This window comes from Polaribacter sp. P097 (assembly GCF_036864555.1).
Lineage (GTDB): Bacteria > Bacteroidota > Bacteroidia > Flavobacteriales > Flavobacteriaceae > Polaribacter.
The window spans coordinates 749,521-763,944 of the sequence record NZ_JAZETJ010000002.1; the positions used below are offsets into that span (position 1 = coordinate 749,521).

General features: G+C 29.4%; 18 protein-coding genes. 11 read left to right on the forward strand and 7 right to left on the reverse strand.

Features of this window, described 5'->3' with window-relative positions:
• Positions 1–12: 12 nt before the first annotated feature.
• The gene (recF, locus tag V7R38_RS10670; protein ID WP_334058291.1) at positions 13–1,092 is read right to left on the reverse strand and encodes a DNA replication/repair protein RecF; all 1,080 of its coding nucleotides are present in this window, start codon (positions 1,090–1,092) and stop codon (positions 13–15) included.
• Positions 1,093–1,206: 114 nt separating this feature from the next.
• Here recF and V7R38_RS10675 point away from each other — a divergent pair, with 114 nt between their 5' ends.
• The 8 genes from V7R38_RS10675 (at position 1,207) to V7R38_RS10710 (ending at position 8,568) form a co-directional block, all read left to right on the forward strand.
• Complete coding sequence (locus tag V7R38_RS10675; protein WP_334058293.1) at positions 1,207–1,974, forward strand: tetratricopeptide repeat protein; 768 nt, start codon at positions 1,207–1,209, stop codon at positions 1,972–1,974.
• 72 nt (positions 1,975–2,046) lie between these two features.
• Positions 2,047–2,553, forward strand: coding sequence for a 6,7-dimethyl-8-ribityllumazine synthase (gene ribH, locus V7R38_RS10680; protein WP_334058295.1), 507 nt, complete (start codon positions 2,047–2,049; stop codon positions 2,551–2,553).
• A 144-nt stretch (positions 2,554–2,697) separates the two neighbouring features.
• The gene (locus V7R38_RS10685) at positions 2,698–2,973 is read left to right on the forward strand and encodes a hypothetical protein (RefSeq protein WP_015480041.1); all 276 of its coding nucleotides are present in this window, start codon (positions 2,698–2,700) and stop codon (positions 2,971–2,973) included.
• Positions 2,973–4,787, forward strand: a complete 1,815-nt coding sequence (gene mutL / locus V7R38_RS10690) for a DNA mismatch repair endonuclease MutL (RefSeq protein WP_334058299.1) — start codon at positions 2,973–2,975, stop codon at positions 4,785–4,787. Before V7R38_RS10685 ends, mutL begins: the two co-directional genes overlap by 1 nt.
• Positions 4,788–4,789: 2 nt before the next feature.
• Positions 4,790–5,521, forward strand: coding sequence for a rhomboid family intramembrane serine protease (locus tag V7R38_RS10695; protein WP_334058301.1), 732 nt, complete (start codon positions 4,790–4,792; stop codon positions 5,519–5,521).
• On the forward strand, positions 5,521–6,378 hold the full coding sequence (locus tag V7R38_RS10700) for a rhomboid family intramembrane serine protease (protein ID WP_334058303.1): 858 nt from the start codon (positions 5,521–5,523) through the stop codon (positions 6,376–6,378). Before V7R38_RS10695 ends, V7R38_RS10700 begins: the two co-directional genes overlap by 1 nt.
• Positions 6,379–6,387: 9 nt before the next feature.
• Positions 6,388–7,398 (forward strand): endonuclease/exonuclease/phosphatase family protein, encoded by a 1,011-nt coding sequence (locus tag V7R38_RS10705; protein ID WP_334058305.1) that lies wholly within the window; start codon positions 6,388–6,390, stop codon positions 7,396–7,398.
• A 27-nt stretch (positions 7,399–7,425) separates the two neighbouring features.
• Entirely contained in the window at positions 7,426–8,568 is a 1,143-nt protein-coding gene (locus V7R38_RS10710; RefSeq protein WP_334058307.1) for a geranylgeranyl reductase family protein, read from the forward strand.
• On the opposite strand, the gene V7R38_RS10715 is transcribed toward V7R38_RS10710, so the two are convergent.
• Genes V7R38_RS10715 through V7R38_RS10725 form a run of 3 tightly spaced genes read right to left on the reverse strand, consistent with a single transcriptional unit; the run spans position 8,549 to position 9,897 of the window.
• Positions 8,549–9,082, reverse strand: coding sequence for a DUF4442 domain-containing protein (locus tag V7R38_RS10715; protein WP_334058309.1), 534 nt, complete (start codon positions 9,080–9,082; stop codon positions 8,549–8,551). The two genes, V7R38_RS10710 and V7R38_RS10715, sit on opposite strands and share 20 nt — an antisense overlap.
• A 3-nt stretch (positions 9,083–9,085) precedes the next feature.
• Positions 9,086–9,403: an antibiotic biosynthesis monooxygenase family protein gene (locus tag V7R38_RS10720; RefSeq protein ID WP_334058311.1), complete on the reverse strand. Its 318-nt coding sequence runs from the start codon at positions 9,401–9,403 to the stop codon at positions 9,086–9,088.
• Positions 9,400–9,897 (reverse strand): GNAT family N-acetyltransferase, encoded by a 498-nt coding sequence (locus V7R38_RS10725; RefSeq protein WP_334058314.1) that lies wholly within the window; start codon positions 9,895–9,897, stop codon positions 9,400–9,402. The genes V7R38_RS10720 and V7R38_RS10725 overlap by 4 nt, the downstream gene beginning before the upstream one ends.
• Before the next feature lie 39 nt (positions 9,898–9,936).
• Here V7R38_RS10725 and mtaB point away from each other — a divergent pair, with 39 nt between their 5' ends.
• The 3 genes from mtaB to V7R38_RS10740 are packed head-to-tail and all read left to right on the forward strand — an operon-like array spanning position 9,937 to position 12,888.
• Positions 9,937–11,271, forward strand: coding sequence for a tRNA (N(6)-L-threonylcarbamoyladenosine(37)-C(2))-methylthiotransferase MtaB (gene mtaB, locus V7R38_RS10730; RefSeq protein ID WP_334058316.1), 1,335 nt, complete (start codon positions 9,937–9,939; stop codon positions 11,269–11,271).
• 5 nt (positions 11,272–11,276) lie between these two features.
• Entirely contained in the window at positions 11,277–11,942 is a 666-nt protein-coding gene (locus V7R38_RS10735) for an alpha/beta hydrolase (RefSeq protein WP_334058318.1), read from the forward strand.
• Positions 11,943–11,985: 43 nt separating this feature from the next.
• Positions 11,986–12,888: a lytic transglycosylase domain-containing protein gene (locus tag V7R38_RS10740; RefSeq protein WP_334058320.1), complete on the forward strand. Its 903-nt coding sequence runs from the start codon at positions 11,986–11,988 to the stop codon at positions 12,886–12,888.
• 3 nt (positions 12,889–12,891) lie between these two features.
• Here the strand turns inward: V7R38_RS10740 and V7R38_RS10745 are convergent, their stop codons facing one another.
• The 3 genes from V7R38_RS10745 to V7R38_RS10755 form a co-directional block, all read right to left on the reverse strand.
• Positions 12,892–13,089 (reverse strand): YwbE family protein, encoded by a 198-nt coding sequence (locus V7R38_RS10745; RefSeq protein WP_334058322.1) that lies wholly within the window; start codon positions 13,087–13,089, stop codon positions 12,892–12,894.
• Positions 13,090–13,173: 84 nt separating this feature from the next.
• Complete coding sequence (locus tag V7R38_RS10750; RefSeq protein WP_015480027.1) at positions 13,174–13,365, reverse strand: cold-shock protein; 192 nt, start codon at positions 13,363–13,365, stop codon at positions 13,174–13,176.
• Positions 13,366–13,480: 115 nt separating this feature from the next.
• Positions 13,481–14,422 carry an NAD(P)H-dependent flavin oxidoreductase gene (locus tag V7R38_RS10755; protein WP_334058326.1) on the reverse strand — a complete coding sequence of 314 codons (942 nt, stop codon included), beginning with the start codon at positions 14,420–14,422 and terminating at the stop codon, positions 13,481–13,483.
• Positions 14,423–14,424: the final 2 nt, after the last annotated feature.

Sequence of the window (14,424 nt, forward strand, 5' to 3'; positions counted from 1 at the left end):
TCTTATTGAAACTTAAAGTTTAAAAATTTGATATTGTTTATCTCCTTCTTTTAAAATATTCTCCGTTCTTTCTGCATGAGTATCTGTAATAAAGATCTGTCCAAATTCATCATTATTAACTAAATTAATAATTTGAGCAACTCTATTTTCATCTAGCTTGTCAAAAATATCATCCAATAATAAAATTGGAGTTATTTTAGCTTGCTGTTTTATAAACTCAAATTGTGCTAATTTTAAAGCAATTAAATACGATTTCTGCTGACCTTGAGAACCAAATTTTTTAATAGGATAATCTCCTATTTCAAAATTTAGGTCATCTTTATGAATTCCAGAAGTACTGTATTGTAAAATCTTATCTTTTTCTAAAGATTTTTGAAGTAAATCTGGCATAGAAAAATCGTGTAACTGACTTTTGTAATTGAGATTTACATTTTCCTTATCACCAGAAATAACCTTATATTTTTCATTAAAAATTGGAATAAATTCTTCTAAAAATTGCCTTCTAACTTCAAAGATTTTAGTACCATAATCGCTTAACCGCCCATCATAAACACTTAAATTGAGTGCATCAAAAGTTCTGTTAGCCGCAAAATATTTTAACAAAGCATTTCTTTGAGTTAAGACCTTATTATAGCCTATTAAATCTTTTAGGTAAGATTTATTTTGCTGAGAAATTACACCATCAATAAATTTTCTTCTTAAATCACTTCCTTCAGTTACTAAATCTCTATCTGCAGGAGAAATTATAACAATAGGAAACTGCCCTATATGATCAGAAAATCGATCATATGTTTTACCATTTCTTTTTAATATTTTTTTTTGTCCTTTTTTTAAACTACAAACAATGGTTTCTTTTCTATCATTTAAAAGATAATTTCCTTCTATCATAAAAAAGGACTCATTATGCTTTATATTCTGAACAGCAACTGAATTAAAGTAACTTTTTGTAAAAGATAAATAATAAATGGCATCTAAAACATTTGTTTTCCCTACTCCATTATTACCCACAAAACAATTTATTTTCTCTTGAAAATCAAATGATTGCGAAGCTATATTTTTAAAATTAACTAACGAAAGTTGCTGTAAATACATGTAGAAAAAATCATATTAAAAACTGACTGCAAATTATTGAAAATTTTGCGAAATAACCGCTTTTAAAATCCAATTAAAAAAACTATTTTTGTCGCCACTAATTTTTAAGGAAATATGGCAACATACAAGAAAAAATACAAACCAGAAGGTAAAAAAGCTGAACAACAGGCAGAAGAAATGGACAGCACAACTGCTGAAGTTTTTAACACTTTAGACGAGACTGCATCTAAATCTGAGCAATGGATAGAAAAAAACAGTAAAGTTTTATTTGGTGCTTTAATTACAATTGTGGTAGTATTTTTAGCCTTTTTAGGATACAATAAATACATAGTAGAACCAAATGAATTAGAAGCTTCTAATGAATTGGCTTTTCCAAGAAAATATTTTGATGAAGCTGCAACAGCAGGTTCAGGTATCGATTCTTTATTAAATTTAGGTTTAGAAGGTGCAGATGGTAACTATGGTTTCTTAGATATTGCAGATGCTTATAGTAATACAGATGCTGGAAATTTAGCAAATTATTATGCTGGTGTTTCTTATTTGCAAATGAAACAGTATGATAAAGCAATTGATTATTTAAGTAAATTTGATTCTGATAACGCTGTTTTAAACGCAGTTTCTTTAGGTGCTATTGGAGATGCCTTTTCTGATATAGACCAACAAGAAGATGCTTTAGAGTATTATGAAAAAGCAGCTAATGTAGAAAGTAATGAATTTACTACACCTTTATTCTTATACAAAGGAGCACAAACTGCAATGTTGTTAAAAGATTATGATAAGGCTGAAAGTATGTTTTCTGTAATAAAAGAAAAATACCCAACTTCAGACCAAGGTAAAGACATTGATAAATTTATCAATGCAGCAAAATATGCTCAAAATTAAGCAAATAGTTTTTTAACTTTCAGTAGTTATTTCTACTGCAATTGATAAACTGTAAACTGAATAAATAAAATTATGGCTACAACCAATTTATCTTATTACGATAAAGCTACAATCCCAAATGCGAAGAATTTTCGATTTGGGATTGTTGTTTCAGAATGGAATCCTGAAATTACACAGAATTTAAAAGAAGGTGCAATAGAAACATTAATAGATTGTGGAGCTACTGAGAATAATATTATTTCTTGGGATGTACCTGGAAGTTTTGAATTGGTTTACGGATGTAAAAAAATGATTCAAGCTGAAAAACTAGATGCTATTATTGCCATTGGAAATGTAATTCAAGGAGAAACAAAACACTTCGATTTTGTGTGTGAAGGTGTTACCCAAGGAATTATAGATTTAAATGTAAAATATGATGTACCAGTTATATTTTGTGTTTTAACAGACAATACTAAACAACAATCTTTAGACAGATCTGGAGGTAAATTAGGCAACAAAGGTATTGAGTGTGCAGTTGCAGCAGTTAAAATGGCAGCCATTAAAAGCTTAGAACGTAGTTCTGAAAGTATTGGTTTTTAAACCTAATTCTATTCGTATATTTTAAGAAAGGTTTTAACATCAATACTTGATGTATTCCTTTAATTTCTTTAAATTTGAAATCCTTTAAATTGGTATAATAATTGCTTTTGTGAAGTGTAATTTTATCAATTTTTACTATAAACTATGGGATTTTTAAAAAGAACAAATAAAAAATTTGATTATCAACCTCGATATTATAAAGGCGAAGGAAGTCCTTTTAAAATTGAGCACAAATTAGATAAATTTAGAACTACCACAGGTAAAAATAAAGGATTAAAATCGAAGTTTACTGATGCTATTAATGACTTAAAAACATCAGACAAGGGCACTAACAAGACTATTATTTATATAATTTTAATCTTAGTTTTTGGTTTCTTGTATATCATCGATTTTGATTTATCAATATTCTTCTCTAAATAATGTCAGACATCATTCAACTTTTACCAGATCATGTAGCAAATCAAATTGCTGCAGGAGAAGTAGTGCAAAGACCTGCTTCTGTTGTAAAAGAACTGTTAGAAAATGCCATAGATGCAGGTGCAACTAGTATAAAATTATTATTAAAAGATGCTGGTAAAACCTTAATTCAGGTTATTGATGATGGTAAAGGAATGAGTGCTACAGATGCTAGAATGTGCTTTGAAAGACATGCTACTTCTAAAATTCAAAAGGCAGAAGACTTATTTAACTTATGTACAAAAGGGTTTAGAGGTGAAGCTTTAGCATCGATTGCTGCAATTGCACATGTAGAGTTGAAAACAAAACAAGAAAATGAAGAGTTAGGTACTTGCCTTAAAATTGAAGGAAGTACAGTAATTTCTCAAGATTTTATATCTACAGGAAAAGGTGCTAGTATTGCCGTTAAAAATCTATTTTACAACATTCCTGCACGTAGAAATTTCTTAAAGTCAGACACTGTAGAAACAAGGCATGTAATAGATGAATTTCAAAGAGTTGCATTGGCTCATCCTTCCATTGCATTTTTATTACACCATAATAACAACGAAGTTTATCATTTAAAAAGCAGTAATTTAAGACAACGAATTGTTGCTGTTTTTGGGGCTAAAATGAACGAAAAATTAGTTCCTATAAATGAACAAACAGATATTTTAGATATTAAGGGCTTTGTAGCCAAGCCAGAATTTGCCAAACGCAAAAGAGGAGAACAATTTTTTTTTGTTAATGATCGTTTTATAAAAAGTTCTTACTTAAATCATGCAGTTGTAAATGCTTTTGATGGTTTATTAGAACAGGGATCACATCCTTCGTATTTTTTATATTTAAAAGTACCTGCAAATACTATAGATATCAACATACATCCTACAAAAACCGAAATAAAATTCGATAATGAAAAGGCATTGTATGCGATGTTAAGAGCTACAGTAAAACATAGCTTAGGGCAATACAATGTTGCACCTGTTTTAGATTTTAATAGAGATGCTAATTTAGATACTTCATATCATCAAAATGTAAATAGTGTAAAAAGTAGTACTCCAAAGATTACTGTAGATCCAGATTTTAACCCTTTCAATGAAATAAAACAGAAAGAAATACATTTTCCTTATAAGCGAGAGCAGAAATCTCAAGATTGGGAAACCTTATACTCTTCTGTAGCAACTTTAGATGAGCAGAAACAAGATGAATTATTTACAGATCAGCAAGAAGTAAAAACGCAAAAAACATTTCAAATTCAACGTAAATATGTAATGAGTTTAATAAAATCTGGTGTAGTTTTAATACATCAATCTTTGGCTCATCAACGCATTTTATATGAAGAGTTTTTAGAAAGTATTACAGTTAAAGAAGCGAACAGTCAGCAATTATTGTTTCCTGTAAAAATTTCGTTTTCATCTGCAGAAATTGAAATGATTTATACCATTAAATCAGAATTAGAAAATGCTGGTTTTTCTTTTGATGAATTTACAAAGGATAGTGTAACTATTAAAGGGATTCCTGTTTCTGTTACTGAAAGTAAAATTACTATAATTCTAGAAGAATTATTAAATGATATGAATTTAGAAGTACCAGATACTAGTTTTAGTCATTTTGATATTATGGCTAAATCTTTTGCAAAAACATTATCTATTAAAACTGGTACTCAATTAGCAGAGAAAGAACAAGAAAGTCTAGTGAATAACTTGTTCTCTTGTAAAGAGCCTAGTATTTCGCCTTTTGGGAAATCTACTTTTAAAACATTAACATTAAATGAAATAGATCATTTATTTAATAGCTAAGTATGAATAGACTTACAGATGCCATAAAACACCTAATTATTATTAATGTAATTGTATTTGTTGCACCACAACTTTTACAATTAGATTTTACAAATATGTTGGCTTTACACTTTCCAATGAATGATAATTTTGGTTTGTGGCAATATGTGACGCATTTATTTATGCATGGCAGTTTTGCACATATTTTATTTAACATGTATGGCTTATGGGCTTTTGGAACACCTTTAGAGCAAATGTGGGGTAAGAAAAAGTTTTTGTTCTTTTACTTTTCTGCTGGTTTAGGAGCTGGTATTATTTATACATTGGTTAACTTTTATCAATTTAATGGAATTTTCGAATTGTTTGTAAACGCTGGTTTGAGTGATTCTGAAATTTTATCTATTCTAAAATCTGGTTCTACAAATGATCCAAGAGTGGTAAATGCTATAACTCAAGAACAATTTAATAAAATCACATCTTTATACAATACACCTGCAGTTGGTGCTTCTGGAGCAGTTTATGGCGTTTTAGTAGCCTTTGGTTTATATTTTAAAGATGCTAAGCTTGCGTTAATCTTTTTTCCAGTACCAATTGCTGCAAAATACTTTATACCAATTATGATTTTAGGTGATTTATTTTTTGGAATGACCAAGTATTCTGTAGGTAACATTGCACACTTTGCACACATAGGAGGTGCTTTAATTGGGTTTATAATTGCCTATTATTGGAAAAGAAATCAATTTAAAATTAGCTAATGAGCATTTTAAATAAATTAAAATTAAGGTACAAACAAGGTAATATTGTAGAGAAACTAATCTACATAAATATTGCTGTATTTGTAATTACCATTTTAATAAATGTGCTTCAGGGTTTATATGCAAATTCAACAAACTTTATTGTTAATTGGTTTGCTTTAGACAACTCTATTAATGCACTTTTTACCAAACCTTGGACACTACTTTCCTATGGTTTTTTGCATGCCGATTTTCTGCATATTCTAATGAACTTAATAGTTATCTATTATATTGGTAACCTTTTTTTAGAGTATTTTACTCAAAAGCAGTTGCTTACTTTTTATTTGTTAGGTACCTTTTTTGGAGGTGTTTTGTATCTATTCAGTCAAAACTATTTTCCGCTTTTTGAAGGTGATAATTCTGTTTTAGTAGGTGCATCTGCAGGTATATCTGCCATTTTTATTGGTATTGCAACTTACATACCTAACTATCAAATAAAATTACGTTTTATTGGTTTTGTAAAACTTTGGCATTTAGCTGCCTTTTGGATTGGTTTAGACATTATTAGTTTAATTGGTAACAATGCAGGTGGTCATTTTGCACATTTAGGTGGTGCACTATTTGGATTTTTATACGTAAACCAAGCTAGTAATAAAGAAATTAAGCTATTTGATTATTTGTCATCTTTATTCAAAAAGAAAGAAAAACCATTAAGAACAGTTCATAAAAATAAGAACAAAACAAGAAAAACAAACTCGCAAAATACAGATTTAACTCAAAAGCAAGTTGATGCTATTTTAGATAAAATTAGTAAATCTGGTTATGACACATTAACAAAGGCTGAAAAGGAATTTCTATTCAAGCAAGGAAAAAAGTAAATAACATTCGTGAAGAATTTATCATTCATAAATAAAATTATTTATTTGCTAAACTCCTTGTTAGCAACTGCACTCCTACTCTCTTATTTATTGCCTTATGTTTCTCCAAAATCACTTTCTAGCTTTGCCATTTTAAGCTTGTTAGTACCTGTTTTAATTCTAGTTAATGCCTTTTTTGTAATCTATTGGTTACTTCAATTAAAAAAGCAATTGTTACTATCTGCCATAATTTTAGGCATTGGTTATTTTGTAACTTCACCATTATACAAATTTGATGAAAGCAAATCTTCATTGAACACCGATTTAAAAATCATGTCATACAATGTAAGAATGTTTAATCATTGGCAATGGATTGAGGAAGAGGGTATACCTAATAAAATAAGTGAGTTTGTATCTGCTAAAGAACCAGATATTTTACTATTACAAGAATTTCATAATAGCGATAATCCATCATTTGATTATCCTTACAAATACATCAAACTTAAAAATACCAATTCAAATATAGGTTTGGCAATTTACTCTAACTATAAAATTATAAACAAAGGTTCTTTAGAATTAACAGACACATCTAATAATATTATTTTTGCTGATGTTTTAAAAGGTAAAGACACTATTCGTATTTATAATTTACATTTACAATCTTTAGAATTAAATGCAGAAGCAGAGAATTTTGGTCAAGAAAATTCAGAGAAATTATTGGCAAGATTAAGAGCAGGATTTAAAAAGCAAGCAGAACAAACAGAAGAGTTCTTGCTACATGAAGCCAATTGGAAAGGTAAAAAAATTGTTTCTGGAGACTTTAACAATACTGCTTATTCTTGGGTTTACAATCAAATATCAAACAATAAAAAAGACGCTTATATCGAAGCTGGTAAAGGCTTTGGAAAAACATATAATTACGCATTTCCATTAAGAATAGATTTTATTTTAACGGATGAAAATGCAATTATTAATCAGTTTACCTCATTTAACGAGAAAAATTCCGATCATTTTCCAATACAAGCTCGCATCAATTGGTAATTATAAATTCGTAAAATATTTAGTGCTATGAAACATTTTACAGTGGCTATTATAGGTAGTGGACCTTCAGGAGCATCAACTGCTTTTCATTTAGGAAAAGCGGGTATTGCAACAGTTATCATAGAAAAAGAAACATTACCAAGATATAAAACTTGTGGTGGTGGTTTTGTAAACAGAGGTAAAAAAGACATGCCTTTTAATATTTCTTCGGTTGTAGAACGCGAATTTCTAAAAGTTGAAACCTACTTTAATAATCGTGAAAAATGTTATCTATCAGAAAAAGATAAACCCATAATTACAATGATTATGCGTGATTCTTTTGATCATTTAATTGTGAAAAAAGCCAAAGAATTTGGAGTTACTTTATTAGAGAATCACAAATTAGAAAGTATTGTTACTATTGATGGCAAATCAATTTTAAAAACATCACAGCAAGATATTTCTGCTGATTTTATTATTGCTGCAGATGGAGTTTTAAGTCCTACTGCAAAAATGGCTGGTTGGACAAAAGATACTCGTAAATTAATTCCTGCTTTAGAATATGAAGTCGAAGTTTCTAGTGAAGACTTTGAAAGACTAAGTAAAAATGTTCGTTTTGATATAGACGCTGTTCCTTATGGCTATGCTTGGAGTTTCCCTAAGAAAAATCATTTATCATTAGGAGTTTTAACCACTAAAAAAGGTAAAATAAATCTTAAAGAATATTACCAAACCTACTTAAAAACATTAGGCATAACTTCAATTGTAAAAGAAGATGCACATGGTTTTCAAATTCCGATTGCACCAAGAACAGATGGTTTTGTGAAAAATAATGTCTTTTTAATAGGCGATTCTGCTGGTTTTGCAGAACCTATAACAGCAGAAGGAATCTCAAACGCTATTTTAAGTGGTAAATATGTAGCTGAAGCAATTATTGAAAGTAATTTAGATTCAAAGTTAGCTGAAAAACGCTATGTAGAGAAACTAAATATTAAACTATTGCCAGAGCTAAAATCTGGAGCTTTACTTTCTAAGTTTTTCTATCACAATAATCCTGTAAGAAATTATTTGCTTGATAAATATGGCCAATATTTCAATAACATAATGGTTGATATTTTACATGGAGATAGACCTTTCCCAACAAACGTTGCAGAAAAATTAAAAACCAGAATTAAACAGAAGGTTTTTTAAGCTTTTTATTTTTCCGTTTTTCCTTATAATAAGATTTATCTGCTATATAAATAGTTTTAGAAACTTCAGCAAAAACAACACTTTTATCTTTGTTGGTTAATTTGATGTTTTTGACTAAATCAATTTCTTTTTTAATTGCAATATCTGCTTTAATTTCAGCTATTTCTTCTTGTGTAAAAATAAAATCTACATAGCAAGTTTCTTTTGCTGGCCTTTTAAATTTAATAGATGCAGCTTTATCCCAAACCACATAATTATTATCTAAAATGTTTAAAAGCTGAATCATAAAAATAGGATCAGTAGCCGAAAATAAACTTCCACCAAAAATAGAACCTACATAGTTGCTATTCTTATAACTCAATTTTATCTTAATCTTTACTTTTAAAAGATCATCAGAAACCTCTACAATTCTTCCTGTAGATCTTCTATACATTGGTGATAAGTTAAAACCGTATTTATAAATACTAGCTTTACTCATAAACTTCTCTAAAACTTTTTGAATCTGTGCGTACATTAATTATTTCTTAAAACCATATTCACGTTCAACTTTACAAATTCTCAATTGGTATTGCTTGTACCATTGTTCTCTGCCTAAAGTTCTTGCTTCTGTATGTTCTATGTTATTTTTCCAATTTTGAATGGCCTCTATACTCTGCCAATAAGAAACTGTTATTCCTAATTCATTTCTTGCAAATTCCAAACCTAAATAACCTTCTTGTTGTTTCGCTAAAGCTTCTATTCTTTTAGAAGTTTCTGCATAGCCCTTTGTATTATCGCTCATAATTGTTGTAAATATTACAGCATAATAGGGTGGTTTAAGATGATCTACAATCATAATTGAATTTTATATTTAGTTTCTGAAAACTGCTGATTATCAAAGGTAAGTTTCTCAACTGAATCAAAATTTAAACCTTTTAATATTTTAGCAGATGCTACATTTGCATCTATACAATATGCTACTAATTGCTGCATTCCTTTGTGTTTGCAATACTCTAAAGTAGCTTTGCAAACTTCTTTTCCATAACCCTTGTTCCAAAATTCTTCTAAAAATCGATATCCGATTTCATCATCATCACCATCTTTCACCAAAGCCAATGTACCTAAAAATTTTTCATCTATTTTGCGTTCTATAGCGTAAATCCAGAAGTCGTTATTTTCTATTTCATATTTATTGATGAGAGTAATTAACTCTTTTCTAAGACCTTCAAAAGTATCAACCTCACCATCAGCAAATTGCATTACTTTAGGATTACTTTGCATTTTATGAAAAGAATTTAAATCTTTTAAAGTAAGATATCTTATTCGTAACCTTTCAGTTTCAAAAATCATCAATATTATTGTAAATTTGCCCACGATAAAAGTAAAGGAATGATGTCAGATAAAAAAGTCGCTTTTTATACTTTAGGGTGTAAATTAAATTTTTCTGAAACCTCAACTATTGCAAGAAATTTTGTGAATGAAGGTTTTGAAAAAGTTGATTTTGAAGAAGTTGCAGACATTTATGTAATTAATACATGTTCTGTAACAGACAATGCAGACAAAAGATTTAAATCTATTGTAAAAAACGCACTAAAGAAAAATGAAAATGCTTTTTTAATTGCAGTAGGTTGTTATGCACAATTAAAACCAGAAGAATTAGCGGCTGTTGATGGTGTAGATTTGGTATTGGGTGCTACAGAAAAATTTAATGTAACTAGTTACTTAAATGATTTAAGTAAAAATGATTTAGGAGAAGTACATTCTTGCGAAATTGTAGATGCAGATTTTTATGTAGGTTCTTATTCGATAGGTGATAGAACTCGTGCTTTTCTTAAAGTTCAAGATGGTTGTGACTACAAATGTACTTATTGTACAATACCTTTAGCTAGAGGAATTTCTAGAAGTGATACCTTACAAAATGTAATAAATAATGCCAAAGAAATATCTTCTAAAGGTATTAAAGAAATTGTATTAACTGGTGTAAATATTGGTGATTATGGAAAAGGTGAGTTTGGTAATAAAAAGCACGAACATACCTTTTTAGAATTGGTGAAAGAGTTAGATCTTGTAAAAGGTATTCATAGGTTACGCATTTCATCTATAGAACCAAATCTTCTTAAAGATGAAACCATAGATTTTGTATCTAAATCAAACTCTTTTGTTCCTCATTTTCATATTCCATTGCAATCTGGAAGTGATGAATTATTGAAAAAAATGAAACGTAGGTATTTAAAAAATACTTACACAAATAGAGTAAATAAAATTAAGGAAGTAATGCCTAATGCCTGTATTGGTGTTGATGTAATAGTAGGTTTTCCTGGAGAAACAGATGAATTATTTTTAGAAACCTATAATTATCTGAATGATTTAGATATCTCTTACTTACATGTATTTACCTATTCTGAAAGACCAAATACTGAGGCTGTAGATTTTGATGGTGTTGTACCTAAAAAAACTAGAGCAAAACGTAGTAAAATGTTACGAGGCTTATCAGCTAAAAAAAGAAGGGCTTTCTATGAATCTCAGTTAGGAAATACGTTAACTGTTTTATTTGAAAATGAAAATAAAGAAGGTTATATTAATGGTTTTACTGAAAACTATGTAAAAGTTAAATCGCCCTGGAATCCTGAGTTAGTAAATACGCTACACACTATAGAACTTACTAAAATTGATGAAGATGGTTTAGTTCGATTTGATTTTGTTGAACAAACTGTAAATATTTAATTAACATGGATAAGGCTAAAATTCATATTTATTTTATGCCTGGCTTAGCAGCTGGCCCAGAAATTTTTGAAAACTTAGCTTTAAATCCAGAAATATATGAGTGTCATTATTTATCTTGGATTGAACCTTTAGATTTAGAAGAAGAAATTAGCAATTATGCTTTACGCTTATCTAAAGAAATTAAACATGAAAATCCTGTTTTAGTCGGAGTTTCATTTGGTGGTATTATTGTTCAAGAAATAAGTAAACTAATTGCTGTTCAAAGATTGATTATCATCTCAAGTGTAAAGTCATCAGAAGAGTTACCAAAACGATTTGTATTAGCTAGTAAAAGTAAAATCTACAAATTATTTCCTACACAATTGGTTACCAATTTTGAGGATTACTCTAAATTCTTTGTGGGAAAAACCTTAGAAAAGAAGGCCAAACTTTATAACAAATATTTATCTGTTAGAGGTGAAAAGTACATTAAATGGTCTATTCATAATGCCATAAACTGGAATCATACAGATGTTATAGATGGTATAGTTCACATTCATGGTACTAAAGACGAAATCTTCCCTATCAAAAGTATATCAAACTGCATTAGAATAGAGAATGCCAACCATTCTATGATTATTATTAAAGCTAAAGAAATTACTAAAATAATTCACGAAACTTTAACTGCATAGAGTCATTTTTTTATTTATTTTTAAAGTAAAATTAAAATTTCGCATGAAAAAATCATTTCGCCTTTTAACCTTAGCTAGTATTGTTCTAGTGACTGTATTATTTATGAATGCTATTCATGAAAACGAAGTACAATCAATTACGAATACACACAAAAATTACAAAATTCAAGCACTTGAATTACCTGCAAATTTAAACTTAGCAGGTGAAAGAGTACCAATTGAAATTCCTGATGTTAGAGAACGAATGGATAGAGAATTATTGGTAAATACCTATTGGCAATCTAATGGTTTATTATTGATAAAAAGGGCCAATCAATATTTTCCTATTCTAGAGCCCTTATTAGAAAAGTACGGTTTACCTGACGACTTTAAGTTTTTGGCTTTAGCAGAAAGTGGCTTAATTGATGAAACTTCTTCTGTTGGTGCAGCAGGAATGTGGCATTTTATGAAAACTACTGGAAAAGAATATGGTTTAGAAATTAACAAGAATGTTGATGAACGTTATCATATAGAAAAATCTACAAAAGTAGCAGCTGAGTATTTGAAAAAATCAAAAGAAAGATTGGGCTCTTGGACGCTTGCAGCAGCAGCTTACAACGCAGGTAATTATGGAGTGGCTAGTAGATTAGAAACTCAGCAAGTAGACAATTATTATGATGCTTTATTACCAGATGAAACTGAACGTTATATTTTTAGAATATTGGCTTTAAAAGAAGTAATCTCAAACCCTAGAAAGTATGGTTTTGTTTTTGATGAAAGTGATTTATATACTTTAGAAAAAACAAGAGAAATCGAAGTTGATACTGCAATTACAAACATTGCAAGGTTTGCCAAAAACTATGGTTTAAATTATAAGGAGTTTAAAAAGTATAATCCTTGGTTAAGAGAGAATCATTTAAACAATAAGAGTAGAAAACTATATCAAATTAAGATACCTATTAGATAATTGTTAGGCTAATATATTTTTGACTCTACCTACCAAACCAGATTTTAATTGAACTTTAATTCCATGAGGATGTTGTATTGATTTGGTTAAAATTTTAGCTACTTCTCCCTTAGTTAATTCTCCAGATCTTTGATGTGGCTTTTGCACTATTTCTACAAATAAACCGATTTTAATATTTTTTCTTTGTCTACCGTCAATCATAATAATTCTTGAAAAACTAAAATAAAAAAAGCCTCGCAAAATGCGAGGCTTTTAGATAAAAATTTAACTAGTAATAAATATATATTATAATACTCTTACGTTTACTGCGTTTAATCCTTTTCTTCCATCTTGTAAGTCAAACTCAACTTCATCGTTCTCACGAATTTCGTCAACTAATCCTGACACATGTACAAAATGTTCTTTGTTTGTTCCTTCTTCAGTGATAAATCCAAATCCTTTAGACTCATTGAAAAATTTTACGGTACCTTTATTCATTATAAAAAAATTATGTGCTGCTAAATTAATTCCTAGCAACGTTTATATTGGTTGCAAAGATAGTGCCAATTAAGTTAGAAAGGTGTTAAAGATAGAGAATCTTTTAAAAATCATGTTACAGCCTACTCACGTTAGCTTTAACTTTTTCAAATTCTGTTATTATATCTTCTAAAACCTCTTTTGCCGGTTTTATATCATGAATTAAACCTGCAATTTGACCTATTTCTAGCTCTCCATTGTCTAAATCTCCTTCAAACATTCCTTTTTTAGCTCTTGCTCTACCTAATAATTCTTTTAAATCGTCTATAGATGGTTTTTTCTGATATAATTCTTGGACTTCCTCGAAGAACTTATTTTTAATTAAACGCACAGGAGCCAATTCCTTTAAAGTTAAATGAGTATCCCCATCTTTTACAGCAACAATACTCTCTTTAAAGTTAGCATGAGCAGAAGATTCTTCTGTTGCTGCAAACCTACTGCCTATTTGTACAGCATCTGCACCTAAAACCATAGCTGCTAACATTCCTTTACCAGAACCAATGCCACCTGCTGCTATAACAGGTATTTCTAGTTGTTCTTTCACCATAGGAATTAGTGCAAACGTAGTTGTTTCTTCACGTCCATTATGACCTCCAGCCTCAAAACCTTCACAAACTACAGCATCTACGCCAGCATTTTGCGCTTTTAAGGCAAATTTTACAGAGCTCACAACGTGTACGACTGTAATTCCTTTTTCTTTTAAATGCGATGTCCACGTTTTCGGATTTCCTGCTGAAGTAAATACAATTTTAACACCTTCTTCAATAATGATATCCATGATTTCATCAATTTGCGGATATAACATAGGCACATTAACACCAAATGGTTTGCCTGTTGCTTTTTTACATTTTTGAATGTGTTCTCTTAAAACTTCTGGATACATAGAACCTGCACCAATTAAACCTAAACCACCTTCATTAGATACTGCAGCTGCTAATTTGTAACCAGAAACCCAAATCATTCCTCCTTGAATAATTGGGTATTTTATATTAAAAAGTTGAGTGATTTTGTTTTTCATAT

What these genes read in the sequence shown, in the direction of transcription:
- recF (WP_334058291.1), bottom strand. Translation starts at nt 1,092, where the DNA reads ATGTATTTACAGCAACTTTCGTTAGTTAATTTTAAAAATATAGCTTCG.
- V7R38_RS10675 (WP_334058293.1), top strand. Translation starts at nt 1,207, where the DNA reads ATGGCAACATACAAGAAAAAATACAAACCAGAAGGTAAAAAAGCTGAA.
- ribH (WP_334058295.1), top strand. Translation starts at nt 2,047, where the DNA reads ATGGCTACAACCAATTTATCTTATTACGATAAAGCTACAATCCCAAAT.
- V7R38_RS10685 (WP_015480041.1), top strand. Translation starts at nt 2,698, where the DNA reads ATGGGATTTTTAAAAAGAACAAATAAAAAATTTGATTATCAACCTCGA.
- mutL (WP_334058299.1), top strand. Translation starts at nt 2,973, where the DNA reads ATGTCAGACATCATTCAACTTTTACCAGATCATGTAGCAAATCAAATT.
- V7R38_RS10695 (WP_334058301.1), top strand. Translation starts at nt 4,790, where the DNA reads ATGAATAGACTTACAGATGCCATAAAACACCTAATTATTATTAATGTA.
- V7R38_RS10700 (WP_334058303.1), top strand. Translation starts at nt 5,521, where the DNA reads ATGAGCATTTTAAATAAATTAAAATTAAGGTACAAACAAGGTAATATT.
- V7R38_RS10710 (WP_334058307.1), top strand. Translation starts at nt 7,426, where the DNA reads ATGAAACATTTTACAGTGGCTATTATAGGTAGTGGACCTTCAGGAGCA.
- V7R38_RS10715 (WP_334058309.1), bottom strand. Translation starts at nt 9,082, where the DNA reads ATGTACGCACAGATTCAAAAAGTTTTAGAGAAGTTTATGAGTAAAGCT.
- V7R38_RS10720 (WP_334058311.1), bottom strand. Translation starts at nt 9,403, where the DNA reads ATGATTGTAGATCATCTTAAACCACCCTATTATGCTGTAATATTTACA.
- V7R38_RS10725 (WP_334058314.1), bottom strand. Translation starts at nt 9,897, where the DNA reads ATGATTTTTGAAACTGAAAGGTTACGAATAAGATATCTTACTTTAAAA.
- mtaB (WP_334058316.1), top strand. Translation starts at nt 9,937, where the DNA reads ATGATGTCAGATAAAAAAGTCGCTTTTTATACTTTAGGGTGTAAATTA.
- V7R38_RS10735 (WP_334058318.1), top strand. Translation starts at nt 11,277, where the DNA reads ATGGATAAGGCTAAAATTCATATTTATTTTATGCCTGGCTTAGCAGCT.
- V7R38_RS10740 (WP_334058320.1), top strand. Translation starts at nt 11,986, where the DNA reads ATGAAAAAATCATTTCGCCTTTTAACCTTAGCTAGTATTGTTCTAGTG.
- V7R38_RS10745 (WP_334058322.1), bottom strand. Translation starts at nt 13,089, where the DNA reads ATGATTGACGGTAGACAAAGAAAAAATATTAAAATCGGTTTATTTGTA.
- V7R38_RS10750 (WP_015480027.1), bottom strand. Translation starts at nt 13,365, where the DNA reads ATGAATAAAGGTACCGTAAAATTTTTCAATGAGTCTAAAGGATTTGGA.
- V7R38_RS10755 (WP_334058326.1), bottom strand. Translation starts at nt 14,422, where the DNA reads ATGAAAAACAAAATCACTCAACTTTTTAATATAAAATACCCAATTATT.